The organism is Acidovorax sacchari (assembly GCF_042847045.1).
GTDB classification, from domain to species: domain Bacteria; phylum Pseudomonadota; class Gammaproteobacteria; order Burkholderiales; family Burkholderiaceae_C; genus Paracidovorax; species Paracidovorax sacchari.
This window is the reverse complement of record NZ_AP035783.1, coordinates 4,546,114-4,572,139: the sequence shown is the minus strand read 5'-3', so window position 1 is coordinate 4,572,139 and position 26,026 is coordinate 4,546,114. Positions and strand designations below refer to the sequence as shown.

Below are 26,026 nucleotides of genomic sequence, written 5' to 3'. Positions count from 1 at the left end.
GATTCAGCCTGTGAAGCGCGCCAGCGCGGCCTCGTAGTGGTGCCGGTTGCTGTGGTAACCCGTGCCCGGCGGCCCGTGCGGCTTCGGAGGCGTACCGCCCAACCCGTCACGGTCGGTCAGCCCCAACCTCAACCGGACCAGGCCCTCGGATGACCGGCCGATGGCGTGCTGGCGGTCCATGAGGCATTTGCGGGGATTGGCCGCGTAGTCCAGGGTCAGCGCGATGCCGCGTGGCTGGGTGAAATCGTAGCCATGGGGGCTCTGTGCCATCGCGTGCGCCTTCTGCTTCGGGTTGAGCAGCATCGGGTCGAGCAGCACCACTGCCGGGGGTGGGGACCACGGCAGGTGGCCCTGCAGCACCGCTGCGAACATCTGCGCACTGCCCCCGCCCATGGACAAGCCGCAGATGTGCGACACCTGAACCGTCGGATCGGCCTGCAGTGCCTTGGCGACAAGTTGCGCCGCCTCGCAGGCCATGCGGTAGACCCGCCCCACCCCCCCCTTCAGGGTGGTGCCGTTCTGCTGCTTGCTGCCATCCGGCATGCCGTCGAAATAGATGCTGACACGATAGGATGGCCCGCCCGGTACGGCCGGCGTGACAGGCGTCTGTCGGATCGTCATGTGGGTCTTGGTCGCGAGATGCGAGAGCCTGTGCCGGTCGCTGGAGTCGAGGTTGCGCCGCAACGGCGTGTCGCGGTCCATGTTGAGGATATGCACATCGTCATAGACCGAGAACACGCCCATGTCCAGTGCTGCCAGGCTCTGGCGGATGCCTTCGGCAAGCGCTGGAGCCGGTAGATAGCCCGTACTGCCCGGCAGGCCGAGGGCGGTTCCCAGGCTCTGCAGCACCGGTTCCGGCAGGGAGTCCACACTGGCGTGGGGATAGTCCCTGAGATCGATGCGGGTCATTGCGGCCTGCCCCTCCCGCACTGGCGTGGCCTCACCGTACCAGGGCTCCCAGGCCTGCGACGCCTGTGCCCATTCGGGTTCCTCCAGGCCCAGGGCCGCCGCGGAATCCGCATCGAACAGGTTCTGCCATGTCTCTTCGTCGGGAGGATTGATCCGGTGGTCGATGTAGGGGCCGCCACGACCGATGCTCGACCCTTCGGGTGACGTTGCGTACTGGGTTGCACGGGTGGCCAACCGCTCGACGCGCTCGTCGCGGACAAAGGGTTGCCTGCGGTCCAGCCGGGGCCCGGAACTGTACTCAGGCGTTGCATGGGACGCCGCGCCCTGCCGGGCCGACAGGTGGTCCGACGCCGGGGAGTGGGGTGCATGCCGGGAACCGCGTTCGGCGGCTTGCGAAGAGCTTTCGCCGTGGGACGGGTTGCGATGGTTCTTTTTGCGGGAAAACGGATTCAGGTTGATGGGTGCCATATCGATGATCAGGTAGATCAAAGCACCAGGGTAGGGTGATCCAGCCTGTCGCGGGCTCCAGGTGCGAACCCCTGCGCCCGGTGGCGAAGCCGTGGCGGTGGTGCAGATCGTAGCTTGACTTGTGTACGCAATGCGTTTCAAATTGCAGTCATCGAAAACGCATTGCGTATATATGCCCCAGCAACAACAGGAATTTCTGCGCGACGCGATGCGCCGCCTCAACCTCACGCGCAATGCGTTCGCCGAGCGCCTGGGCGTGCGGCGCCGGGCGCTTGATACCTGGCTGCTGCCGGAGGATTCGGCGGAATCCCGCGCCATGCCGGACATGGTCGAGAAATTCGTGGCCGAGATCCTGCGGCACGAGGCACTGGCGGCCGAGCTGCCGGGGCAGCCGGACCACCGGCCTCTCGCCGACCGCATTGCCGTGGAAGGGCAGCGCCACCTGCTGTCCGTGTCGCAGTTCGACCGAGGCAGCCTGGAAGACCTGTTCCACGTCGCCGACGTGATGCAGCCCATCGCGCGCCGGCAGAAGGTGTCCCGGGTGCTCGAGGGCGCGGTGCTCGGCAGCCTGTTCTTCGAGGCCAGCACGCGCACCCGGGTGAGCTTCGGCGCGGCGTTCTGCCGGCTGGGCGGCAGCGTGTGCGACACCACCGGCTTCACCTTCTCGTCCATGGCCAAGGGCGAATCCATCTACGACACGAGCCGCGTGATGAGCGGCTACGTGGACGCGCTGGTGGTGCGCCATCCCGAGCAGGGATCGGTGGCCGAGTTCGCGCGCGCCACCAACATCCCCGTCATCAACGCGGGCGACGGCCCCGGAGAGCATCCCAGCCAGGCCGTGCTGGACGTGTACACCATCCAGCGCGAGTTCTCGCGCCAGGGCCGGCTGCTGGACGGCGCCCATGTCGCGATCGTGGGCGACCTGAAGTACGGGCGCACCGTGCATTCGCTCATCCGCCTGCTCTCGCTGTACCGCGGGCTGCGGTTCACGCTGGTGGCGCCCCCGTCGCTGGAAATGCCGCACCACCTCGTCGAGCTGGCGGCGCAGCGCGGCCATGCGGTGGAGACCGTGGACTCGCTGGAGGCCGGCCTGCGCGGTGCCGACGTGGTCTATGCCACCCGGGTGCAGAAGGAGCGCTTCGAGGGCGAGGCCATGGAGGGCTACACGCCCGAATTCCAGGTACGCAAGGGCCTGGTGGATGCGGTGTGCCGGCCGGACACCATCCTCATGCACCCCCTGCCGCGCGATGGCCGGCCGGGCGCGAACGACCTGAGCACCGACCTGAACCACGATCCGCGCCTGGCCATCTTCCGCCAGACCGACAACGGCATCGCGGTGCGCATGGCCCTGTTCGCCGTGCTGATGGGCGTGGAGACGCAGGTCGCGGGGTCCCTGCGCGACGCGACCTGGAAGTCGCCCCGCTACGTGGGACCGGACGACGCGACCTTCGACGGCCTGGAGTGACGTCCGCCGGGCGCGGCCCGTCCCGCTACAGCGCCAGGAAGGCCGCCGCGGCCACGGCCGTGGGCACCAGGGCGCCCAGCAGCAGGCCCCCGGCGCCGACGGTGCCGTCCGCGAAGCCCGGCTTGAGCAGGGCCACTCCGGCCGGGTTGGGCGCATTGGCGATCACCGTGAGGCCGCCGCCGGCCACCGCGCCGGCCACCAGCATGTACTGGCTCTGCGGAGAGATCCCCGCGATGAGCGAGCCCAGGTAGGTGAGCGCCGCGTTGTCGGTCACCGCCGTCAGGCCCAGGGCCCCGAAAAACAGCGCGAGCGGCTCCAGGCTGGAGACGATGGGCTGCAGCCACCAGCGCTGCAGGCCGCCCAGCACCACCAGGCCTGCGAGGAAGAAACCGACGAGAAATGCTTCCTTGAGGATCAGCGGGCTCTGGTGCCGCGCATAGGCCTGCGTGAAGCCCAGGAACAGCAGGAACAGCCCGAGGAAGACGACAGGGTGGTGCGCGAACACCACCACGCCCGCCAGCAGCGCGATGTGCACTGCCGACACCACGGCCGGAACCGGGGCGCCGGCAACGGCATCGGGAAGCACGCCCCGCGCGGCATGGCGCAGCAGGTGCGGGCGCAGCACCAGCGCGGCGAGCGTGGCGTTGGCGAACACGGCCAGCGCGGCCTTCCAGCCGAAGTGCGTGAACATGAAGGCGCTGTCCCACTGCCAGGTCGCGGCCACCATCAGCACCGGCGGGGCTGCGTAGGCGGTGAGGGTGCCGCCGATGGAGACATTGACCAGCAGCACGCCGAGCGCAAGGTACTTGGCGCGCTCGGGAATGCCGGCGTGGAAGGCCACGGGCGCGAGCAGCAGGGCGGCCAGCGTCATCGCCGCCGGCTCGGTGATGAGCGAGCCCAGCAGCGGCACGACCGACAGGCCCAGCCAGGCCAGGGCCACGGTGCGCGCCATGGGCATGCGCCGCGCGAGGGCCTCCACCGTGCGCGTCACCGCCTCCAGGATGGGGCGGGATGCCGCCACCACCATCACCACGAAGACGAACAGCGGCTCGGTGTAGTTGCGGGATTCGGCATAGGCCAGCGCCTCGGCGCCGCCCTGCAGCAGGGCGAGCAGGGCGATGAGGACGATCGCCCAGAAGCCGAAGACCACTTCCACCTCGCCGAGCAGGTGAAACAGTCCGGCATGGCGCGGGAAGCGCCGCGAGAGCCGTTCGAACTGGCTGGCGGCGAAGGTGTGGAGCAGCGCGACGGCGAAGACCGCGGCGGAAATGCCCTGGGCGAAGGGATGGGTGTCCATGGAAGGGATCGGCAGGTCGTGGTCATGCACGCGCGGCGGCCCGACCAGCGCGACGACCTGCCATCTTCACCGGCGCCGCGGGGGCGCGGCACCGGGAAGGGCACCCATTGGAGTGCGAGTGTAGCGCGTCAGGCGCGCAGGGCCGCGCGCAGGCGCTCGCCCGCATAGGCCTGGGCCTGGCGGGCTTTTTCGAGCACTGCGGCGGCGCCGAAGAACTCGTGGGCCACGCCTTCGTAGTCGCGCCGCTCCACCGGCACGCCGGCCTCCTGCAGTGCCTTCTCGAGCTTGGCGCCGTCGCTGCGCAGCGGGTCGATGCGGGCATTGATGATGGTCACCGGCGGCAGGCCTTCCAGGCGGGCATCGACGAGGGACAGGCGCGGGTCGGCCAGGTCCTTTTCGGAGCGCACCAGATGGTCCACGAACCATTTCACCATCGCGCGGTTGAGCGGCTTGGCGATGGCGTTCTCGAGGTAGGACTCGGTGTTCAGACTGGTCTGCGCCACGGGATAGACGCTCAGCACGTGGCGTGGCGCACGCAGGCCCGCATCGCGCACCGCGATGGCGGTGGCCACGGCCAGGTTGCCGCCGGCGCTCTCGCCGGCCAGCGCGACCCGGTCGGGATCGCCGCCGAGGATGCCGGCGTTCTCGGTGACCCAGCGATAGGCCGCGAAGGCATCGTCCCAGGCCGCGGGAAAACGGTTTTCCGGGGCCTGGCGGTAATCCACCGACACCACGATGGCATGCGCTTCGCGGGCCAGGCCGCGCGCACCGCCGTCATAGACCTCCTTGCTGGCGATCACCCAGCCGCCGCCGTGGAAGTACAGCACCACCGGCAGCGGGCCCGGCGCGGTCTCGGGCGTGTAGACAGTGGCACGCAGCGGTCCGGTGGCGCCGTCCACGGTGGTTTCGGTGGCCCGCACGCCGGGCACCAGGCGCTCGGGATCGGTGGAGCGGCCCTGCTCGCGCAGCAGGTGCTGTACGGCATCCGCCACGGTGGGCTGGCGGCGGGCTTCCGCCACGTCGAGCTTTTCGATGGCCTTGGGGCCCAGCGCTTCATGGGCGCGGGCCAGTGCCAATTGGTCGTCGTCGGCGCGCACGGCGGCGACGGCGTTGGAGATGGCATTGAGAAGGGGGTTGGGCTGGCCGTGTTCGTCGTCGCTCATGGGGACTCCTGCGCGTGAAGAGGAAAAGAGGAATGGGGGGAACGGAAGGGAGAAGGGGGCTGTTGCGCCGGAGGCAACCCGACCGTCACCACTGTAGGCAGCGGGGCCGTGGCAGGCTGTGGGACGGGGGCCCGCCCCGGCGTGGGTGCAGGGGCCCGTTCCGCGGCGCCGTACAGGCGCGGCAGGCACCGCCAGCGGCTCGGGGTGCCCGCTGACACGGCCGGGCCGCGGCGTCCGCGATGCTGCGGTCCACGTGCCACAACATCACCAGGAGAACGCACCATGACCCTGCACAAGACCCTTGCCGCCCTCGCCGCTGCCGCCGCCCTGCTGGGCGGCCATGTCGCCCACGCCCAGGTGGGCAAGGCGGCCTCCGAAGCGGCAGACGCCACGGAACACAAGATCGACCAGAAGCGCGCCGAGAACGACGCCAAGCACAGCGGCCCCGTGGGCAAGGCCGTCAACAACGTGAAGGCCGATTACCACAAGAACCGCGCGCACCACTCCAAGGAAAAGGCGAAGGAATCGCTGAAGAAGTCCACCGACTGACGCCTTTTCCTTTCCTTTCACCACCTGCAAGGCCCGCCTCGAGCGGGCCTTGCCTTTGGGGCCGCAGGCACGAGAATGCCCGCCATGCGGTTCCGGCGTTTCTCCCTGCTGTCCGGTGGCGTGGCCGTGCTTTTCGCCCTCTGCTGCGCGTTCCTCTCCTATGAGGAAGGCAGCGGCTGGCTGCTGTTGCTGGCGGCGATTCCGCTGCTGGCCTGGCGGGCGGGCACCAGCGATGTGCCGGACGGTGGCAGTTCGGACGGTGGCGGCCCCGATGGCTGCGGTAGCGGCGAAAGCGGCGACGCAGGAGGGTGCGGGGATGGGGGCGGCGGAGACTGAGCCGGCGCCAGAGACTGGTCCCCTCAGCAGGAATCGAACCTGCATCTAGCGCTTAGGAGGCACTCGTTCTATCCATTGAACTATGAGGAGAGGACGGCGGATTGTAAGGCCCGCCGCGGAGCTGCCCGGGTGGGCACCCGAACGCGATACGGTCTGCCCGAAGCGCGCCTTAGCAGGCTGCTGAAATACCGAGCGTACGGACGCAGTTCTGCGTCGGTGAAGGCGTGAATTCGGTCGCCTGTTCGGCGTTGAAGGGCTGAATGTGCTCTTGTCGCTCGATGGAAGCGGCACGAGTGCCGTTCAGCACCCCTGTTGCGCTCATCTGGCGCCCTGCAGACGCACTTGTCCCAGCGAACGCATGCGCACCAGGTTGTAGGCGGCCATGTTCAGCACGAACATCTGCGCCACGTTCTTGAGCCCCCCGGGGGCTCGGCACCGACGAGCCATCGATGCTCGCCCGGCTCCAATCGATCTGGTCGTGCTCGCGCAGGCGCACCAGCATCGCGTGGTGCAGTTTCTGCCACACCCCGGCAGCGTTCCAATCGCGCAGCCGCCGCCAGCATTTCATGCCACCGCCAGAGCCGAGTACTGCGGCAAGTCTTCCCAGGCGATGCCGGTGTCCAGCACGAACAGATGATGCCATTGAGGCCGTTTCATCGCTCACGGAGCGCTTGCGCGCTCCGCCTTTGGCCATGGCACGAAGGCCGGGATGAGGGATTGCAGCTGTCGCCGCAGTTCTTTGCTGACGGGTCGTCTTGCAATGAGGGTTCGAAGCATAGCTGCTCCGCACTGGGTCATGAGCAGGTCGTGTTACCCGTTCTTAAGTAGCGTCAAAACCCGGTGAAGTCATGGACGGTACCTTCGTGTGCCCGTAACCATCCATGGGGCTGCTACCATAACGCAAATGCACAGACAGATGCGGGGCGCTATGAGATTTGATGATGTAAAGAGCGAGACGCTGAACCTCAGAGTTTCGCCCAGCTTCAAACTTGCTTTGAAGGCTGCGGCCGACCACGAACAACGAAGCATGGTGAACATGCTGGAAGTTCTCGTCGCTGGTTTTTGCGAATCCAAGGGCATTGCCGCTCCTGCCGAGCGAGTGGCTCGAACGCGAGCCGGCAACAAGCTGCAAGTCAAAGCTGTGGCCTGACTGCCATGACCCTCGAACGAGAAGCGACCTGCGTCCATTCGGACTCACAAGAGGTCGACAACCAAAAGAATCAATCACCCGTGGCAAACATCGCCGACCTTTACAGCACCCCCTTGCCATCAACGCGCACAGGACCGCTTTACAACGCCTTTTCTTACCCGACGAAAATCTCGCCCGAGGTCATCGCCGTCTTCATTGCCGCGCACACTAAGCCAGGCGCGACCGTGCTCGATGCATTCGCAGGAAGCGGAACCACAGGGCTCGCGACACTGCTTTGCGATCGTCCCACCGATGAGATGCGCCACATAGCCGACGCGCTCGGAATCAAGCCGACGTGGGGACCGCGCACCGCCCATCTTTTCGAGATCGGAACGTTGGGATCGTTCGTCTCAGAAACTCTCTGCCGCCCACCGGAGCCGGAGACATTCGCAGCGGCGGTCAATGAGTTGTGCCTGCGCGCCGAAGAAAAGCTCTCCTGGCTATACGAGGCGAAGGACGAAAGCGGCTCTCCGGGAACGCTGCGCCACATGATCTGGTCCGAAGTGCTTGTTTGCCCGCACTGCGGCAACGAAGTCTCGCTGTGGGACGCGAGCGTGAAGACAAAGCCACTGAGCATGTCGGACACCTTCGGTTGCAGGAGCTGCCGGAAACAGGTCCCGGTCGGAGCCTGCGAGCGAGCGCTTGAATCATCCCTAGACGCATTTGGTCGCAAGCAACTGACAAAGAAGCGCGTGATCGCGCGAGTGCATGGCCGGAGCGGGTCGACGAAATGGCAGCGCCCGCCCACGCCAGAAGACCATGAAGTCCTCGCGCGAATAGCAAAAACGAGACCGCCGAAGTCCGCTCCCAACGCCGATCTTGTTTGGGGCGAGCTGCGCCGCACTGGCTATCACGTCGGTATCGAGAAGCTTCACCACTTCTACACGAAGCGCAACTTCATCGCGATGGCGACCCTTTTTGATCTCGCCGCCGACTTCCCAGAGGACGTGCGCGACGCATTGCGACTCCTGGTCCTGAGCTACAACTCGAGCCACTCAACGCTCATGACCCGCGTGGTTCTCAAAAAGGGGCAGAGCGACTTCGTTCTTACGGGGGCGCAAAGCGGCGTGCTGTACATCAGCGGGCTGCCGGTGGAGAAAAATATTCTAGAAGGCGTGCGACGCAAGTCCAAAGCATTCATCGACTCCTTCCTCCTGCTTAATGGCAGCAGAAGCACGGTTGTCGTCCACAACGGCACCAGCGAAAACATGCCGCTGAAACCTCACTCGGTGGACTATGTCTTCACGGACCCTCCTTTTGGCGCCTACATCCCCTATGCGGAGCTCAATCAGATCAACGAGCATTGGCTTGGCAAGACAACTGACCGCGCTCGTGAAGTGATCGTGAGTCCTTCGCAGTCCAAAGGAGTTTCGGAATACGGAGCCATGATGGCGAGCGTCTTCAAAGAAATTTCGCGCGTGCTCAAACCAGAGGGCATGGCGACGGTAGTGTTTCACTCCGCGCACTCGGAGGTGTGGCGGGCGCTTGCGCAGGCCTATGCTATTGCGGGCTTCACCGTCGAAGCCACAAGCGTCCTGGACAAAATTCAAGCAAGCTTTAAGCAGGTCGTCTCCACCGTCTCGGTCAAAGGCGATCCATTGTTGTTGCTGTCTAAGCGCCGCCCTGATCGGGCAGTTGGCAAGACGAGTTCCAAGATCGCAGTGGAAGTGATTCGAGATGCGGGCAATGGCTCGCTGTCTGATCCGCAATTGCTCTATTCGCAATTCGTCGGCAAGTGCTTGCAGCTTGGCCGTGATGTTGAGATGGACGCTAAGGCCTTCTATGCCCTTGCGCGCGCAGAGGTCAGCTCGGGCCGCAGGCCCTCCGCAGACCGATGAAAAAAGCTCTTCAGCAACCGCCTGATAGCCGCGCGCCAGATGCGGAGCGCCGCAAACGCCTGGGCCAATACTTCACTGGCGTGGGTCTCGGTCGCATCCTCGCCGCGCTGTCCCAAGCCGAGAAGGCAGAAAGCATCATCGATCCAATGGCGGGATCGGGCGATCTGCTGGCTTCGTGCCTGGAAATTGGCGCCGCTCCGGCATCGATCGCGGGCATCGAAATCGACTGCGCAGCTCGAGACATTTGCTCCACCCGTTTGCCGCAGGCCGACTGCATTCTCGGCAGCGCTTTCGACCCAGACACCATCTCGCGCCTGCCAAAGGCAGAGTGGGACTTGGTGATTGGCAATCCGCCCTATGTCCGATATCAGTCGTTCTCAAGTAAGGCAGATGTTGCCCACTATCTTCCGAGCGCAATGCAAATTCGGACAGGGCTGTTGCAAGCCTTGCCAAGGCTCTCCGCTCTCGACGCAGAGGACAAACGCCTGTTCGCGCACCTCATCAGCGGCTACTCCGGCCTGTCTGACCTAGCAGTTCCCTCCTGGATTCTCTGCGCCGGCCTCGTAAAGATTGGCGGCCGTTTGGCGTTGGTGGTGCCTGAGTCGTGGCTTACGCGGGATTACGCGACGATCGTGCACTACCTGTTGTTCCGCTGGTTCGACATTGAGTTCATCGTGGAAGACGAGCATGCCTCTTGGTTCGACGACGCCCAGGTCAAGACGACTCTCATCGTGGCCAAGCGGGTGAAGCGGCGCGCATCGGCGCTGATGCGAGCCGACAGCTCCAGCTACTGCCACATCTTGATCTCCGCTGCTGCGGCCAGCCCGGAGAGTCCCATAGGGCGAATCGCGCCTGCCGGAGGATCGAGCCCAGAGCGAGATTTCGCAAAACAAGCGCGGGCGTGGCTTCGAAATGGCGCGAGTCATCCCACAGGGCTCGCCCGCGCGCGTCCTGCATCGATGAAGCTCGCATGCAGGAACATGATTGCCGCCGCCTCGCGGCAAAAATGGTTCGCAGCAATGGGCGAGACAGGCAGCCAAGCGTCGGAAGGCATCTACGTCTCTCACGAGATCCATGATTGGCTCGCGCGCCAGGGCATCGACCCCTCCTTCGCCACGTTCGAGTCGCAGGGCGTTGCTGTTGGCCAGGGCCTTCGCACCGGAGCCAATGGTTTCTTCTACGCCGACGGCGCGCGCTCGTCAGGGGACATAGCGCTGTCCTTTTCTGGCCCGTTGGCGGGATTGGTCGCACGGGCACCAGATAGCATCGCTTGGCCCGTCATTCGCCGGCAATCTGAGCTTCCGGCGGGCTTCGCCGTCTCGCCTGAGCTCGCCACGGGCTGGGCGCTGGACCTCAGGCAGCACGCGCTGCCGGAGGACTTGGGCGAAGCCGACATGTTCCCATCGATCTATCAACGCATGCCCGAGTCCATTGCTGCGGTCGTCAGGGCGGCAGGTCAAGCCAATTTCGGCACTGATGCCAAGCCACAGAAGGTTTGGGATCTCACCGCCGTTTCTCCGAACATCAGGCCTGCGGCTCGCGGCATGCCGCCGCGCCATTGGTATATGTTGCCCGACTTCGCGGCGAGACACTTGCCTGACGTTCTGTTGGCGCGAGTGAATTCAGCCACCCCGACAGCCTACTTGAATAAGGCTCGGCAATGCCTCATCGACGCAAACTTTTCGACGATGTGGACTTTGCCGCTCAGCAAATGGAACGCAGCTGCTTTGCTCGCTTTCATGAACAGCGCGTGGGCACAGGCGGTCGTCGAAACGTCGGGAGTAGTTATGGGAGGCGGCGCCCTGAAGGTGGAAGCCGCGCACCTGCGGCGCTTCCCAGTTCCAGCGTTCAATGAAAAGCAGCTTTGCAAGTTCTCACAGCTTGGCGACGAGCTCGCTGCCGTGGCCGAACACGCAGAAGCGGAAGCGGTGCTGAACGGCATCAACGGCGTGGTGGCAGAAGCTCTCGGGTGCGACTGCGAAGGGATCAAGGAATTGCGGCAGATCGCGCGTGGGGGACAGGAAAGACGCGCCAAACACAACACAAAAAAGGGAGGAAACGATGGTGGTGAAATATGTTGAAGCGCAGGGGAAGGCTTTCCTGAAGGAAGCCAGCGACCTCATCCGTGAAGGCATGGCGGAGGATGTGCTGCGGCACGCGCTCTCAGCCAAGCTGCCGTTGATGTTCCCCGACCAGCCTTGGTGGACCAAGGCTCACGTCACCGGGACAGAGTCGTTGGCAAAGTTCCACGAGCTTGGGGCCAAGAAGCATGGCTTCGTGGATGTGCTCGTGGGCGCCACGGTGATCGAATACGAGAGGGACTTGCACGCGCTGGGCACCTTCGCGCACGGCCTCCACCAGGTGAAGCAATACTGCGCTGGCCAGCTCAATGCGGGGACGCCTCGCGACCTGCTCGTTGGCGTGCTCTCCGACACGGTCCGGTGGCACGCCTTTGGCATCTCGGATGTCAAGGATCTTTCTGCCGTTCCAGGCGCCACGAGCTTCGGCCCGGAGCACATCGAGCTCGCCGAGATCGAATCATGCGACCTTTCTGCGGCGGGCGATGTCGAGGCGAAGAAGCTCGGGGCGTTTTTGGTCCGCCATCTTGGCCGTGAAGGTGGCCGCTTGTTGGCCGCGCTCACACTCGCGAAGGACTTGGGATTCGACAGCCCATTTTGTCAGGCCCATGTCCAGCCCATTGACGCGCTTGTGGACCACGCGTTCGCCCATGACCCCACTTATGCCAGCCTGATCACTAAGCTCTGGACGGACTTCGTTTCATACCTGGGCGGGGACGCCGCTGCCGGCAAATTCGACAAGGGCTCGTATGTCGGGGAACTCTACATCCTCACCCTCGCCAAGCTCATTTGCGCCAACGTTCTCAACGGAAGGGCTTTGATCAGCGACGGCGCAGAGTTGCAAGCGATCTTGGACGGCTCGTTCTTCAAAGCTCGTGGGCTGCCCAACCTCATCGAATATGACTACTTCGGCTGGCTCAACGCCAGTCCCTACGTGAGCGACCTAGTCGCCGTCGCGCGCGACATTCAAAACGACCTTCGCGCCTACGATTTCGGATCATCCCCTGCCGAGGACCTTTTCGGCACTCTCATGGCGCAGTTGGCGGCCCGCTCGCAACGACTTCTTCTGGGGCAGGAATGGACCCCGTCTTGGCTCGCCGGCAAGCTTGTCGAGCATGTCATGTCGGCGCTCCCCGTGGGACAGCAGCCGCGCTTCGTCGATATGTGCTGCGGGTCGGGAGCGATAGTCGTGGAAACGGTGAAGCGCGCTCAACAGCGCCTTCGCGCTACCGGCCGCATTCCAGGCGATCCTGCCGCGCTTAGCGAACTCGCGACTGCGATCACTGCATTCGACATCGACCCATTGGCTGTGATGCTTGCCAAGGTTGGCTGGGTGCTAGCCAGCAAGGATTGGCTCGTCGCCGGGCATGAGGCGCAGATTCCCGTCTATCACGCGGACTCATTGTTTGCGAACACGCCGGTGACCAAAGTGTTCAGCGCGACGGGAGAAGAACAGCGCAAGCTCAAACTCGACACGGAAGAGGTACAGCTTCCCCAGTTTTTGATCACGGCATCGAACCAGACTTTGTTCGACGCCTTGCTCTCGCGTGGCTATGACATGGCGATGAGCAGCGCAGCGGCAGCGAGCACGACGCTCACGGATCAAGACATCGAGACGATGGTGGATGCGGTTTTGACTGACACCGGTGTCGTGCTGGCCACCGACGAAAGGGCCGCGTCAATCGAGTTCTGCAAGAGGCTTCTCAAGGCATTGGAGAAGCTCCAGCGCGCTGGCTGCAATGGCATCTGGGCATTCGTGCTGCGAAACAGCTTCCGGCCAGCTCTCGTGGCGGGACGCTTCAACGGAGTGGTGACAAACCCGCCTTGGCTGGCCCTTAGCAAAATCGCGAGCAACCCTTACCAGGATGCGCTGAAAGCCAAGGCTGAACTCCACGGCATCAAAGCGCCAGGTTCTTCGCATTTGCATGTGGAAATCGCCACCATCTTCCTCTTGCATGCCGTCGAACGCTATTTGAGTCCGGGCGCGGTGATCGGATGCATCCTGCCGGACACGGTGCTCAACGGGTCGCACCACGAGCCATTTCGCTCGGCCGGCTACCTAACCGCGAACAAGCCCGTGCAATTCGCTCCTGGCGAAATCTGGAAGATTGCCAACCAGACCTTCAAAAATGAAGCGATCGTGCTTTTTGGCTCCAAGTCGCACCCTGGCGGCTCCACGACTTTTGTGGGACGGGACGTAAGCAGAACATCAGAGACTTCGACGACCTACCATATCGTCCAATCCAATGGCCGCACTGCATGGACCACCACGCCACCCGATGCGCCAGCCGTGAAAGTCGCGACCAAGAAATCCATCGGGCCACTGTTTCGGCAGGGCGCCGACGTGATGCCGCGCGGCATCGTTTTTCATGCAGCGGCAAAGAGCGGCGCGGGTTGGAACTTGAGGCCAATCAACTCCGGCTCGCCCTGCTACTTCCTAAGATCGGACGGCCATCGGCTTAAAGATTTCGCGCTGACTGCAAACGGCGTTAGCGACCAGGTGATGTTCGACGTGCTGATCTCAAAGCATTTGGCACCGTATGAGCTCGCCGCCGGCGCTAAAGGACTTCTGCCGTTTCAACACGGAACGGGCGGGTGGGAGCCTCGCACTGGACCGGGGATCGCTGCGCTTGGCGGAGCGACAAGTGGCGCGATCAAAGCTGTCTTGACCGCCATCAACGAGAGCGTCGATGAGTTCTTCGAGACGGTGGATACGGATCGCAAAAAGCTGTCTGGCCAAGGCTGGACCGGCCAGGACTGGCTGGTGTTCGCCTCAGCAGGCGGCAAGTTGCCGTGCGCAGCATATGTGCGCGGCGACCAGATTCCTTGCGGCAAGACTGTCATCGACCAGACGCTTTATTGGGGGCGCGTGGCGACCGAGGACGAGGCAATCTACATCACCGCGTTGATAAACAGCCAAGCCGTCATCGAGGTCATCAAGGCGCACCAGCCTCGCGGAGCCTTTGGCGAACGCCATATTCACAAGCTGGCATTCGATCGAACCCCAGCGTTTGACGCGGCAAACCCAGATCACCGAGCGATCGTTGATGCGGCCAAGGCGTTGCTGTCCGAGTGGGCCACCCGGCGCACACAAACTGACATGCAACCCATGCTCTCGCCTCAGAAACACATGATCACGCGGCGGACAAAGATTCGAGCGGCGCTCGAGCAACTGCCTGGCTGGGACGCCTACCAAGAGGCATGCGCCAAGCTCTATGGCGTTTGAGACCACTGAGCGTTAACCATAGCCTGCATCGGAGGGCATCGGCTCGCCGGCTCTCCGCCAAACTCGTTTCTAGATGTCGCGTGTAACTTTCGTTGCATTTCGGTTGGCGCTGAGCCTGACGCGGATGCTGACTACGCCCCCTGGGAAGGGACGGTAGACAGCGGACCAAGGCTTGGCTTAACAAGAATCAGAACGACCAGGGGTGACGCCTTCGCACCACCGGCCTTGCGAGCGACCGACCACAAAAATCGGAGATAGCAGTGGCCGCCAACCCCAACACTTTCCGGTTTGCTTCATCTAGAAAAGCCGCATCGACGCCTTCTTGCGGATTACGGCCCGCCCCCTGGCCCAACGCACAGAGCTAACGGCGCAGCGCCGCGAGGCGCCATGCACCCCTGACTATGTCCTTGCTGGCGTCTTCGTACATGCCCGCGAACAGGTCTTCCAGTTGGCTCAGCGCGTCATTGACCATTGCAAGGATGGCCCGAAACGGGTGCGTCGCTGGAGCGAAATCCTCCAGCTTATTGATGCTGAACAGGCTCTCGGTGAAGGTGTCGGATCGGCGCATAGTGCATTGTCCTGCGGCCAAGCGCGCTTGGAGCGACCTCGGCCGTCGGGACCAAGGTATTTCAGCAGCCTGTTGGAAGCTGTTTGAATATACAGTATGCTCCGGCCATGTCTTTCGAACAGATTGCCATCGCGTTTTTCGGCGCATTCGCCGCGTGGCTGTCGCAGGCGCGGTCGGCGCGCTGGCGGCGGTGGGCGTGCGTGGTCGGGCTGCTGGGGCAGCCTTTCTGGTTCTGGGCCGGCTGGCGGTCGGGGCACTGGGGCGTATTCGCGGCCTCGGCGCTCTATGCGCTGGCCTGGCTGCAGGGCGCCTGGGTGTACTGGCTCGCGCCCCGCAGGCCGGGCGATGCGCCGGCGGGCCTGGGCACCATCCAGCTGGCGCCCGGCGGCCGGGGCTGATCGCCGGCGGGCGCCAGGGCGATCGTCGTTCTCCGATCCGATCCGGCCCGGCTCTACAATGGTTTCCCCATGCCTCCACTCCTCGACCTGACGTCCCCGCAACTGCTGGCGATCCTGCGCGGGCGGGGGCTGGGCGCCGGCATGGAGGCGCTCAATGCCAATGTCGCGCACCGCTACACCGGCATCTTCCGGGTCGATGGGCCCCGTCTCTTCAATGTCCACGTGTACGACAAGCTCGGCCAGGCGCGCCCGGAGGCCCTGGCGGTGGTGGAGCTGGCCGACAGCTTCTGCCAGTTCGTGCTGCGGGATGGCGAGTTGCTGACCGCGAACTCGCTGCACGAGGACAAGCTGGCCCACAGCCCCTTCCGCGGCGTGGTCGTCGCCTACCACGGCGTGCCGATTGGCGACAACGCGGGCGGGCTCTGGGGCACGCTGTGCCATTTCGACTACGAGGAGCGCGAGCTCACGCCCGCGCAGTACGAGTTGCTCAAGGCGGCGGGCCACATGCTCTATCCCTTCGTGCGCCACCTGCACGGCGGGCGCGTGCCCGAGGCGGCGCCGGGCGCATAGGCCCCTTCCACATCGCCTCTCCCTCTCCCTTCCGTTTCCTGAAGACCTGCGTTTCCGCACGGGCCGGGCGGCAGCGCGCAGCCCGCGCGCGCTGCGTCAGTCGTACCGCAGCGTGTAGATCAGGTCCACCGCGCTCTGCACGCCCGTCTGGCCGCGCAGCGTGAGCCGCTGCGTCAGGTCGTAGAAGATGTAGAGCGTGCCCAGGGCGCCCGACAGGCTGCGCTCGTAGGTGACGTACAGGTCCTTGGACAGCCGCTTGCCGAAGGTGAGAGCGGCGCCCGAGGCGTCTTCGCCGCTGGCTCCGGAGTTCGGGCCGCGGAAGCCGATCTCGTCCAGCCCCAGGCGGCTCGCGAAATTGCCTGCGCCCGCATTGCCACCGCCGCCGCCCAGCAGGGCCAGCGCGGCCTGCTGCAGCAGCGCGGCCTCGGCGCCGCCCGCGGCGGTGCTGCGGCCCAGGACCACCCAGGAGAGTTTCTCGGCGTCGGGCAGGTCGGGGTCGGAGTAGAGCGCCACGCGCGGCGCCTTGGCCGTGCCCGTGACCTGCACGCCCGCGCGCACGCTGATGTTGGGCCGGATGGCCAGCACGTCCAGCGCGGGGTTGTCGTAAGGGCCGTTGAAGCGCGCGAGGCCGGTCTCGATGTTGAGTGCCTGGCCCCAGGCACGGTAGCGGCCCTCGACGGTGCGGACCTCGCCGGTGATGCGCGGCGGGCCGCCGGCCGCGGTGGCACCGCGGATCTCCAGCTCGCCGGCCAGGCGCGTGGTCACGCCGTGGCCCTGCAGCGCGAAGTCGTCGCCGAGGTCGAAGGTGAGGGCGATGTCGGGCGGGCGCGCGGCCTCCACGCGGCCGGCCTGCGCGCCTTCGCGCTGGGCGGCCTCGGCACGGGCGCGGTCGGTGGCGGCGGAGCGCACGACCACGTCGCTGCCCAGGCTGGGCGCGCCGGCTTCCGCCAGGATGATGGTGGCCCGGTCGGCGGTGAGCTTGCCGCGCAGCGACAGCTGGCCCTGGCGCAGTTGCGCGCGCACCTGGCCCGAGACGCTCACCTGGCGGTCGGCGCGCACCAGCACCTGCAGGGCGCGCGCATCCGCGGTGAAGTCCATGGCGATGCCCGAGCTGCCTGCCGCGGCCTGCTGTCCCATGCCGGCCCAGGACATGGTGCCGGTGCCCGAGAGGGTGCCGCCGTCCTTGGGCGCGGCGGTGCGGTTGCCGCTGAAGCCCGCGATGCGCGCGCTGCTGCCGGGGCCGCCGTTCACGCGGAACTCGGTGATCTCGAGCCGGTCGCCGCGCAGCGCCGCGCGCAGCCGGCCGTTCTGCAGGTCCACGCCGTCGAGCAGCGATCGCACGGCCAGCTGGTCGGCAGCGAGCGTGCCGCTCCAGCGTGGCGCCGTGCGGGTGCCTGACAGGACCACGTCGGCATCGAGCGTGCCCTGCACGCGCCAGCCCGGCGGGGCGAGCGTGGACCACACGCCCACGTCGGGCAGCCGCGCGCGCGCGGTGGCGGAGAGGGGCGCGTCGGCGGGCCATTCCCACCCTTCGCCCACGCGCGCCAGGCGCGTGGAGGCCTCGGCCTGCACCTGGCCGGCGCGCTCGCTGTCCCATTGCAGGCGCGCGCGCACCGTGTCGCCCTCCGCCTGCACGCGCACTTCGGCGGCGCGCACGCCGGCGGGGGTGCCGGCGCCGCGCGGCGTGTCGGTCGCGGAGGCGTTGGCGGCGGCAGCCGTTCCGCGGACCATGCCGGCGGCCGGTCCCGTGCCGGTGCCCGTGCTCGGCCCGCTGCTGCGCACGACGGTGGCCGCGGGCGCATTGCCGGTCAGCAGGCGCAGGTCGCCGGAAGTGCGGCGCAGGCTGGCGGATGCGCGCAGGGTGTCGCCCGCGTCCACGTCCCAGTCGCCGTCGAAGACCAGGTTGCCCTGCACGCCCAGGCGGTCCAGGGCGTCGCTGCCCTGTGCCAGCGCTTCGGCCCAGGCCATGGGCAGGCCCTGCAGCTGGCCGCGCGTGCGCAACTGCAGGCTGCCCGCCGCGGTGCGCGCGAAGTGCACGGGCTCCCAGCGCAGGGTGACATCGCCCGGGGCGGGCGCGGATACGCGCGCCTGCCCGCCGGAGGTTTCCACCTGCAGCGTGGGCGCGGTGCGTGCCGACACGGTGAGCGGCTGCGCGAACTGCACCGTCCAGGGGCCCGGGCGCTGTCCGTCACGGGCCTGCAGGCGCAGTTCATCGATCTGTGCGCGCCACTGGCCCGGGCCGGCGGAGCCGCCGGAGCCGCGCAGGCGCAGGTCCAGCCGGCGCTCGTCGAGCCGTGCCTCGCCGTCCAGGGAAAGCGTGGCGCGCGGCACGGAGCCGGCCACGTCGGCCCGCACGGCCGTGAGCCGGACGGTCGCGGGGCCCGCACCGGTGCCGGGCCGCGGCGGCAGGGCCACCTCCCAGCGCGGAGCGGCGAGGCGGGCCTGCAGCTCGAAGGGGCCGGAGGTGGTGGCGGCGCCGGCCCAGGGCTTCGCCACGAGTCCAGCGGCCTGCAACTGGCCCAGCAGGGACTCCCAGCCGCCATTCCAGCGGGCATCGAGGCGCGCCTCGCCCTGCAGCGCGGCGCCGCCGAGGGCGGTGCCCAGCCCGGGGACGGATTCGATCCAGCGCTGCACGCGCTGCGCGTCCGCCACACGCAGGTCCAGCGTGCCCGCGCCTGCGCGCGGGGCGATGCGGCCGTCCACCTGTGCGGTGGCGCCGGGCAGCGTGGCCTGCAATTGGCCCTGGGCGGAGCGGGCTGCGGTGTCGATGCGCAGCTGGCGCGCACTCGCTTGCACCTGCAGCGCGTCCATCTGCAATTGCGCCAGGGTGAGCAGGGTGCCCTGCCAGGTGCCTTCGGTGGCGAGACGGTCGATGCGCAGTGGCGGGGCCGCCTGGGCGGTGGACGTGCCGCCCTTGCGTGGCGCGCGGGCGGCGCCCGCGGAGCGGATGTCGGCAGAGAAGCGCACCAGCGGGGCGGGGGCGGCGTCGTTGTCGGCGGCGGGCGCGCCGTCGCTGCGTGCGCGCGCCCGGCCGGAGAGCGGCGCGGCGTCCAGGGTGCTGAGCACGGCGTCGGGCCGCACGCCGCGCAGTTCCAGGTCGCCCTGCAGGGCGCGCGTGGCGGGCGTGAAGGCGCCTTCCAGCGCGATCGTGCCGCTGCCCACGCGGGCGGTGGCCTGGGGCACGGTCCAGCGTGCGCCATCGAAATCGGCGCGCGCGTCGATGGATTCGACCGGCAGCCGGCCCTTGTCCCAGGGGCCGGGGAGGGCATTCTCCAGCTGGGCGGACAGCGCCCAGCCGGTGGCGGGCGGCGTGCCCGCGGACGGGGAGGGCGCGGAGGCGGCCGATGCCGGTGCCGACGCCTGGGCAGGTGCTGGCTGCGGCACGGCCTGCGGAGCCCCGGTGCCTGGCGCGGTGGCCGGCGCGGGGGCGGCTTCGACGCGGCCGCTCAGCCGTGTGACAGGGGCCTGGGGCCAGATCGCGGCCACGTCCAGGGCCTGCACCTGTGCCTGCGCCTGCAGCAGGGGCTGCGGTGCCCAGGGGGCGATGCGGGCCTGGACCTGGGCCTGCATCGCCTCCGTGCCGGAAGGCGCCGTGCCGGCGGGGGAAGACGCTGCGACCGACGCGGACGGCGTGGCGGGGGCCGGGCGGGGCGCGGAGCCGGCGCGGCGCGGTGCGGACGCCGTGGGGCGCTGCGGCGCAGCGGCCTGTGCGGCCACGGCCTGCAGGCGGCCGGACACGTCCAGGCGCGCAGCGGCGGTGGCGAGGGTGCCGCGCACCTCGGCGCGGGCGGTGGCCTCCAGGTCCGCGCCGCCGCCGGGGGCGGGCGTGCGGACCACGCCGTCGGCCGTGAGCTCCAGGGCCATGGGGGCCAGGGCCTGCAACGTGGCGCTGCCGCTGTAGCGGCCCTGGGCCAGTTCCAGGTTGTCGAGCGTGGCGCTGTGCTGGTCGCCGTCGAAGCGGTAGCGGCCGGCGAGGTTGCGCACGGTGATGGGGCTGGCGGCGGCCCAGGTGATTTCGTCCACGCGCAGGGGAATGTCGATGCGCAGCGGCAGCACCAGCTGTTCCAGGGGCTGCACCGGCTTCTCGGGCTCGGGTTCCGCGGGCGTGCGCGGCGTGGCGACGATGCGCGCGGCATGCACTTCGCCCAGGGACAGTTCACGCTGCAGCAGCGGCGGAAGGCTCCAGCCGATGCGCGCGTCCTGCACTTCCACGGTGAGGGTGGGGCTGCTCCAGCGCAGCCAGCCGATCTGCCCGCCCGCGCGCACGGAGCCGGAGACGTCGCGCGTTTCCAGGGTCTGCCCGGCCGGCAGGTAGCGGGCAGCCTGGGCGAGCGCGGTGGCCAGGGAGTTGCCGGTGCCCGTCCACCACCAGGCTGCGGCGAGCAGCACGAGCAGCAGCGCGATGAGGCTGGCGAGGGACCAGAGCGCGATGCGCAGGGCGCGCCGCCGGCGCGGGCGGGGTGGCGGGGCCGCGGCGGCGGCGTAGGGATTCGGTGTCTGGTGCGTGGCCATCGGATCGCGCAGGTAAAAGCGGCCGGAGCCGGTCAGAAGCTGAAGCCCAGGCGCAGGTGCAGCCGCAGGGCCTTGGCCTGCACGCCATAGGCGATGTCGGCCTGCAGCGGGCCCACGGGGCTGCGCCAGCGCAGGCCGGCGCCCACGCCCACGCGCGGGTCGAAGTCGCCCCAGCGGTCGGCCACGGCGCCGGCATCCACGAACACGGCGCTCTCGAAGTCGGTACGGTTGCCGCGCAGGGTGATGGGACGCTGCCATTCCACGCTGCCCACCGCGAGGTAGCGGCCGCCGTAGAGGGTGTCGTTCTCGGTGCGCGCGCCGATCTTGCGGTAGCCGTAGCCGCGCACGGTGGTGTCGCCGCCCGTGAGGAACAGCTGGGTGACCGGGATGTCCGCGCCCTGGCGGGCGATCACCGCGCCGCCCTCGGCGCGCAGCGAGAGGCGGCTGGATCGCACGATGCCCTCGCCCATGTCCACGCGGCCCAGGGGCAGGAAGGACTGCCAGCGCACGCGCGTGCGCACGAACGGGTCGCGCTCGGGCCGCAGCGTGGTGCCCACGCCCAGTTCGGCCGCGAGGCCGTAGCCGCGCGTGGGCGAGGTGTCGTTGTTGAAGTAGCGGCCCGTCCAGCCGTAGTTGGCGCTGATGGCGTTGCTGGAGGGCGGCGCCGACGGGCCGCGGCTCTTGGAGTCGTCGTACTGCAGGAAGTAGCTGCGGTCGATGTGGCCGGTGCTTTTCGTGCGGCCGCCGCGCAGGCGCACGCTGTCGGTGTCGTAGCTGCCGGTTTCCTCGCGCTGCACCTGCGCGCCGCCGAACCAGCGCCAGCCGCTCTCTTCGGGCAGGGCCGTCCATTCGGTGGAGAGCAGTCGCGTCTTCTGGTCGATGGTGACCTTGCTCACGGCGCGCCAGCCGATGCCGGGCAGCCGGTTGTGGATATGGTCCACGCTCAGGCGCGCGCCGGTGTCGGTGGAGATGCCGACGCCGAACACCACCTTCTGCAGCGGCGCCTCGCGCACCTGCGCGGTGACGGGCGCGGCCTGCGGGTCGGTGCCGTCGGTGTCGAGGGCGAGGAACACCGCGTCGTAGTAGCCGCTGCTGGCCAGGCGCGCCTGCGCGTCCAGCAGCTCCTTCTCGGAGTAGTCGGAGCCCGTGGGCAGGCGCGCGATGCGGCGCGCGCCGTCGGGGTCGTAGCGGTGCGCGCCCTGCACGCGCAGCGCGCCGAAGCGGTAGGGCGGGCCGGGGGCGTAGGTGACGCTCAGCCTGGCCTCGCTGCGGTCGGCGTCGATCTCCGCGCGGCTGGCGTCGATGCGCGCCGTCGGGTAGCGGCGGGTTTGCAACTGGCGCAGGCCGTCGGCCTTGGCGCCGTCCCATGCATCCTGCGTGAAGGGCTGGCCGGGCGGCAGCGACCAGGAGCTCTGGATGCGCTCCTTGCGGCGTGCGAAGCCGGGGGATTCGGCCTCGGGGCCGGTGAAGGCGATGTCGGCCGCGGCGACCTGGGTGCGCGGGCCGGGCTCCACGTTCACGGTGATGGACCGGGGCGCGGGGCCGCCGGGCGTTTCCTTGAGCGCGATGGTGAGCGTGGGGCTGAAGTAGCCCATGGTGCCCAGCAGCTCGCGGGCATTGGCATCGGCCGCGCCGAGCAGGCGCGAGAGTTCGCTGGCCTGCAGGTCGGGCAGCTTGCGGAAGCGCTGCAGCTCCATGTGCCGCTCGAGCAATTCGCGCACGGCGTCGGGGCCGCGCACGTCGAGCGTGAAGGCATCTGCGCCGCTGGCGGCTTCCCCGGTACCGGAGGCGATGGGGGCGGTGTTGTCGTCGCTGTCCGCCTTGTCGCGGGCGCCGGGCAGCAGGCTGCAGCCCTGGAGCGCCACGAGACTCAGAAGCAGCAACGCCGGCCAACGGGCCGGCGCTGTAGTCAGGCTGGGCATGAAGTTTATTTTGACAGCAGCCGCATGGTCTCCTCGAGCCCTTTGAGGGACAAAGGGTACATCCGCCCCCCCAGCAACTGTAGGATGAGGCCGATACTTTGCCGGTACTGCCAGACGCCCTGCGGTTCGGGGTTGATCCAGGCGTGTTTCGGGAAGGCATGGGTGAGCCGCTGCAGCCATTCCGCGCCGGGCTCCTCGTTGTGGTATTCGACGCTGCCGCCGGGCTGCACGATCTCGTACGGGCTCATGGTCGCGTCGCCCACGAAGATCAGCTTGTAGTCGCGGTTGTACTTGCGGATGATGTCCCAGGTCGGAAACTTCTCCGCGAACCGGCGCCGGTTGTTCTTCCACATGTAGTCGTAGACGCAGTTGTGGAAGTAGTAGAACTCCAGGTGCTTGAACTCGCTCTTGACGGCGGAGAACAGTTCCTCGACCCGCTGGATGTGTTCGTCCATGGTGCCGCCCACGTCCATGAGCAGCAGCACCTTCACGTTGTTGTGGCGCTCGGGCACCATCTTGATGTCCAGCCAGCCCGCGTTGGCGGCGGTGCTGCGGATGGTGCCGTCCAGGTCGAGCTCCAGTTCGTTGCCCTCGCGCGCGAAGCGCCGCAGCCGCCGCAGGGCGACCTTGATGTTGCGCGTGCCGAGTTCCTGGGTGTCGTCGTAGTCGCGGTAGGCGCGCTGCTCCCACACCTTCACGGCGCTCCTGTTCCTGCCTGCGCCGCCGATGCGCACGCCCTGGGGGTTGTACCCGCCGTGGCCGAAGGGGCTGGTGCCGCCGGTGCCGATCCACTTGCTGCCGCCCTCGTGGCGCTCCTTCTGCTCCTCCAGGCGTTTTTTGAGCGTCTCCATGAGCTCGTCCCAGCCCATCTTCTCGATGGCGGCCTTCTGCTCGGGGGTGAGTTCGCGCTCCAGGATCTGCCGCAGCCAGTCGGCGGGCACCTCCTTGCGGAAGTCGGCCACCATCTCGACGCCCTTGAAGTAGGCGCCGAACGCGCGGTCGAACTTGTCGAAGTGCTTCTCGTCCTTGACGAGGATGGTGCGCGCGAGGTGGTAGAAGTCGTCGATGCTCCAGCCGTCTTCGGACTTCGGGCCGACGACGCCCGCCTGCAGTGCCTCCAGCAGGGCGAGGTATTCCTTGACGGACACCGGCAGCTGGCCGGCGCGCAGCGCGTAGAAGAAGTCGATCAGCATGGGGCGCCTCCTTCGCCGGTCAGGCCGCGGCCGCGCCGTGCCGCTCCAGCAGGTAGAGCAGGTGGGCCTTCGTCTCGGGCCACTCGCCCGCGCGCAGGCTGTACATCACCGTGTCGCGGATGGTGCCGTCGCGCCGCAGCGCGTGGCCGCGGAGCACGCCGTCCTTTTTCGCGCCCAGGCGCTCGATGGCGCGCTGCGAGGCGAAGTTGAAGTTGTCGGTGCGCCAGCCCACGACGTGGCAGCCGAGCGTGTCGAACGCATGGCCCATCATGAGCAGCTTGGCGGTGGTGTTGACGTGGGTGCGCTGCACGCGCCGGGCATACCACGTCCAGCCGATCTCCACCCGCTTCACGGCGGGCAGGATGTCGTGGAAGCTGGTGGTGCCCAGCACCTCGCCGCCAGCCTCCTCGATCACCGCGAAGGCGAAGCGGTGGCCCTGGGCCCGGCCTTCCAGCGCGGCCTCGATGTAGGCGCGGGTGTTCGCGGGCTCGGGCACGGAGGTGATGCGCAGCTTCCAGAGTTCGCCATCGGCCGCCGCGGCGGCGAGTCCCGCTTCGTGGGATAGCGCGAGCGGCTCCAGGCGGATGCCGCGGTCCTGCAGGGTGACGGGTTCGACGAAGGCCATGGCGTGCGCCTCCCGGTCAGCGGTTGCGCTGGTTCATGAACACCAGCTTCTCGAACAGGCTCACGTCCTGTTCGTTCTTGAGCAGCGCGCCCACGAGCGGCGGGATCGACACCTTGTCGTCCGCGCTCTGCAGGGCCGAGAGGGGAATGTCTTCCGCCACCAGCAGCTTGAGCCAGTCGATCAGCTCGCTGGTGGAGGGCTTCTTCTTGAGGCCGGGCAGGTTGCGCACGTCGTAGAAGGTCTTCATCGCCGCGGCGAGCAGTTCGCTCTTGAGCGTGGGGAAGTGCACGGCCACGATCTGGCGCATGGTGTCCGCGTCGGGAAAGCGGATGTAGTGGAAGAAGCAGCGGCGCAGGAAGGCGTCGGGCAGCTCCTTCTCGTTGTTGGACGTGATGAAGACCAGCGGGCGGTGCTTCGCCCGGATGAGCTCGCGTGTCTCGTAGCAGTGGAACTCCATGCGGTCGAGTTCGCGCAGCAGGTCGTTGGGGAATTCGATGTCGGCCTTGTCGATCTCGTCGATCAGCAGCGCCACGGGCTGGTCGGCGGTGAAGGCCTGCCAGAGCACGCCCTGCACGATGTAGTTGCGGATGTCCTTCACGCGCTCGCCGCTCTCGGCGTCGCCCAGCTGGCTGTCGCGCAGCCGGCTCACGGCGTCGTATTCGTAGAGACCCTGCTGGGCCTTGGTGGTGGACTTGATGTGCCACTGCAGCAGCGGCAGCCCGAGGGTGCGCGCCACCTCCTCGGCCAGCAGGGTCTTGCCGGTGCCCGGCTCGCCCTTGACCAGCAGCGGGCGCTGCAGGGTGATGGCCGCGTTCACCGCGAGCTTGAGATCCGGCGTGGCGACATAACTTTCGGAGCCTTGGAATTTCATGGGCGTGCGTGCGGGCGGTGAGGGTAATCGTTGATAAATGGCCGGAAGGGGCGCTGGCTATAATCATTTTGGCCCCCGAGCACCGACAAACTCCATTGGATTGTGCGCGCAAAATGAACAAGAAGTTGACCACGATATTCGCCGTCGCTGTCGCTTGCGTGACCGCGGTGGCGCATGCCCAGGACGTCAAGGGAGACGCCAGGGCCGGGGAGGGCAAGATCGCCATGTGCATCGGCTGCCACGGCATCCCGGGCTACCAGGCGAGTTTCCCCGAGGTGTACAAGGTGCCGATGATCTCGGGCCAGAACGCCGGCTACATCGCCTCGGCGCTGCAGGCCTACAAGAAGGGCGACCGCAGGCATCCCACCATGCGCGGCATCGCCGATTCGCTCTCCGACCAGGACATCGCCGACGTGGCCGCCTACTACGCCGGCCAGGCCCGCCAGGGCGGCGCGCCCGCCAAGCCCTCGCGCGAGCCGGGCGCCCAGGTGGCGCAGCTGCTGCAGAAGGGCGCCTGCGTGTCCTGCCACGGGGAGAACTTCTCCAGGCCCATCGATCCGTCCTACCCGAAGATCGCGGGCCAGCACCCCGACTACCTGTTCGCCGCGCTCAAGGCGTACAAGACGGGCGGCCCCGCCGCGGCCACCGTGGGCCGCTCCAACGCCATCATGGCGGGCATCGCCAAGCAGTTCTCCAATGCCGAGCTCAAGGCCCTGTCCGGGTATCTGGGTTCGCTCGACGGTGAATTGCAGGTGGTGCCGCAATCGCGTTTCCGCTGAGTTTCGCGCCACGGGCGCATATTCCAGGGTATTCACCCATTCCCTTTTCGGGAAAATGCCGTCGATTAAT

At 67.4% G+C, this 26,026-nt stretch carries 19 protein-coding genes, 1 tRNA gene and 1 pseudogene; 10 read left to right on the top strand and 11 right to left on the bottom strand.

Going from position 1 to position 26,026, the window contains the following annotated elements; genetic code table 11:
- Positions 1-3: 3 nt before the first annotated feature.
- Positions 4-1,398 (bottom strand): hypothetical protein, encoded by a 1,395-nt coding sequence (locus tag ACGHC0_RS20240; RefSeq protein WP_415266574.1) that lies wholly within the window; start codon positions 1,396-1,398, stop codon positions 4-6.
- A gap of 151 nt (positions 1,399-1,549) precedes the next feature.
- Here ACGHC0_RS20240 and ACGHC0_RS20235 point away from each other — a divergent pair, with 151 nt between their 5' ends.
- The gene (locus tag ACGHC0_RS20235; protein ID WP_368352650.1) at positions 1,550-2,842 is read left to right on the top strand and encodes an aspartate carbamoyltransferase; all 1,293 of its coding nucleotides are present in this window, start codon (positions 1,550-1,552) and stop codon (positions 2,840-2,842) included.
- 25 nt (positions 2,843-2,867) lie between these two features.
- On the opposite strand, the gene ACGHC0_RS20230 is transcribed toward ACGHC0_RS20235, so the two are convergent.
- The gene (locus ACGHC0_RS20230; protein ID WP_415266573.1) at positions 2,868-4,139 is read right to left on the bottom strand and encodes a putative Na+/H+ antiporter; all 1,272 of its coding nucleotides are present in this window, start codon (positions 4,137-4,139) and stop codon (positions 2,868-2,870) included.
- A 128-nt stretch (positions 4,140-4,267) separates the two neighbouring features.
- Positions 4,268-5,302, bottom strand: coding sequence for an alpha/beta hydrolase (locus ACGHC0_RS20225; RefSeq protein WP_415266572.1), 1,035 nt, complete (start codon positions 5,300-5,302; stop codon positions 4,268-4,270).
- Between the two features lie 282 nt (positions 5,303-5,584).
- On the opposite strand from ACGHC0_RS20225, the gene ACGHC0_RS20220 reads away from it, so the two are divergent.
- Entirely contained in the window at positions 5,585-5,851 is a 267-nt protein-coding gene (locus tag ACGHC0_RS20220; RefSeq protein WP_107130338.1) for a hypothetical protein, read from the top strand.
- An 84-nt stretch (positions 5,852-5,935) separates the two neighbouring features.
- Positions 5,936-6,187, top strand: a complete 252-nt coding sequence (locus ACGHC0_RS20215) for a hypothetical protein (protein ID WP_415266571.1) — start codon at positions 5,936-5,938, stop codon at positions 6,185-6,187.
- 15 nt (positions 6,188-6,202) lie between these two features.
- Here the strand turns inward: ACGHC0_RS20215 and ACGHC0_RS20210 are convergent.
- Both ACGHC0_RS20210 and ACGHC0_RS20205 read right to left on the bottom strand, forming a co-directional pair.
- Positions 6,203-6,277, bottom strand: a tRNA-Arg gene (locus ACGHC0_RS20210).
- Positions 6,278-6,356: 79 nt separating this feature from the next.
- Positions 6,357-6,881 (bottom strand): hypothetical protein, encoded by a 525-nt coding sequence (locus tag ACGHC0_RS20205; RefSeq protein ID WP_415266570.1) that lies wholly within the window; start codon positions 6,879-6,881, stop codon positions 6,357-6,359.
- 234 nt (positions 6,882-7,115) lie between these two features.
- Between ACGHC0_RS20205 and ACGHC0_RS20200 the strand changes: the two genes are divergently transcribed.
- Genes ACGHC0_RS20200 through ACGHC0_RS20185 form a run of 4 tightly spaced genes read left to right on the top strand, consistent with a single transcriptional unit; the run spans position 7,116 to position 14,518 of the window.
- Positions 7,116-7,337, top strand: coding sequence for a hypothetical protein (locus ACGHC0_RS20200; RefSeq protein ID WP_415266569.1), 222 nt, complete (start codon positions 7,116-7,118; stop codon positions 7,335-7,337).
- Positions 7,338-7,342: 5 nt separating this feature from the next.
- Positions 7,343-9,214: a DNA methyltransferase gene (locus ACGHC0_RS20195; protein WP_415266568.1), complete on the top strand. Its 1,872-nt coding sequence runs from the start codon at positions 7,343-7,345 to the stop codon at positions 9,212-9,214.
- Positions 9,211-11,295: an Eco57I restriction-modification methylase domain-containing protein gene (locus ACGHC0_RS20190; protein ID WP_415266567.1), complete on the top strand. Its 2,085-nt coding sequence runs from the start codon at positions 9,211-9,213 to the stop codon at positions 11,293-11,295. The genes ACGHC0_RS20195 and ACGHC0_RS20190 overlap by 4 nt, the downstream gene beginning before the upstream one ends.
- Entirely contained in the window at positions 11,276-14,518 is a 3,243-nt protein-coding gene (locus ACGHC0_RS20185; RefSeq protein WP_415266566.1) for a hypothetical protein, read from the top strand. The genes ACGHC0_RS20190 and ACGHC0_RS20185 overlap by 20 nt, the downstream gene beginning before the upstream one ends.
- A gap of 418 nt (positions 14,519-14,936) precedes the next feature.
- On the opposite strand, the pseudogene ACGHC0_RS20180 reads toward ACGHC0_RS20185, so the two are convergent.
- A pseudogene (locus ACGHC0_RS20180) lies at positions 14,937-15,086 on the bottom strand (IS5/IS1182 family transposase); the annotation flags it as partial.
- Positions 15,087-15,193: 107 nt separating this feature from the next.
- Between ACGHC0_RS20180 and ACGHC0_RS20175 the strand changes: the two are divergent.
- Together ACGHC0_RS20175 and ACGHC0_RS20170 are read left to right on the top strand one after the other, a co-directional pair.
- Positions 15,194-15,484 (top strand): hypothetical protein, encoded by a 291-nt coding sequence (locus ACGHC0_RS20175; protein ID WP_107161097.1) that lies wholly within the window; start codon positions 15,194-15,196, stop codon positions 15,482-15,484.
- 69 nt (positions 15,485-15,553) lie between these two features.
- Entirely contained in the window at positions 15,554-16,054 is a 501-nt protein-coding gene (locus ACGHC0_RS20170) for a guanylate cyclase (RefSeq protein WP_415266565.1), read from the top strand.
- 96 nt (positions 16,055-16,150) lie between these two features.
- On the opposite strand, the gene ACGHC0_RS20165 is transcribed toward ACGHC0_RS20170, so the two are convergent.
- Genes ACGHC0_RS20165 through ACGHC0_RS20145 form a run of 5 tightly spaced genes read right to left on the bottom strand, consistent with a single transcriptional unit; the run spans position 16,151 to position 25,177 of the window.
- Positions 16,151-20,566 (bottom strand): translocation/assembly module TamB domain-containing protein, encoded by a 4,416-nt coding sequence (locus ACGHC0_RS20165; RefSeq protein WP_415266564.1) that lies wholly within the window; start codon positions 20,564-20,566, stop codon positions 16,151-16,153.
- A 32-nt stretch (positions 20,567-20,598) separates the two neighbouring features.
- The gene (locus ACGHC0_RS20160) at positions 20,599-22,488 is read right to left on the bottom strand and encodes an autotransporter assembly complex protein TamA (RefSeq protein ID WP_415266563.1); all 1,890 of its coding nucleotides are present in this window, start codon (positions 22,486-22,488) and stop codon (positions 20,599-20,601) included.
- 5 nt (positions 22,489-22,493) lie between these two features.
- Positions 22,494-23,681: a vWA domain-containing protein gene (locus ACGHC0_RS20155; RefSeq protein WP_415266562.1), complete on the bottom strand. Its 1,188-nt coding sequence runs from the start codon at positions 23,679-23,681 to the stop codon at positions 22,494-22,496.
- Positions 23,682-23,700: 19 nt separating this feature from the next.
- A complete protein-coding gene (locus tag ACGHC0_RS20150) occupies positions 23,701-24,306 on the bottom strand; it encodes a GNAT family N-acetyltransferase (protein ID WP_415266561.1) in 606 nt (201 codons plus the stop codon).
- A gap of 16 nt (positions 24,307-24,322) precedes the next feature.
- Entirely contained in the window at positions 24,323-25,177 is an 855-nt protein-coding gene (locus tag ACGHC0_RS20145) for an AAA family ATPase (RefSeq protein WP_368352640.1), read from the bottom strand.
- Between the two features lie 113 nt (positions 25,178-25,290).
- On the opposite strand from ACGHC0_RS20145, the gene ACGHC0_RS20140 reads away from it, so the two are divergent.
- On the top strand, positions 25,291-25,956 hold the full coding sequence (locus ACGHC0_RS20140) for a c-type cytochrome (protein ID WP_368352639.1): 666 nt from the start codon (positions 25,291-25,293) through the stop codon (positions 25,954-25,956).
- The last annotated feature ends 70 nt before the right edge of the window (positions 25,957-26,026 follow it).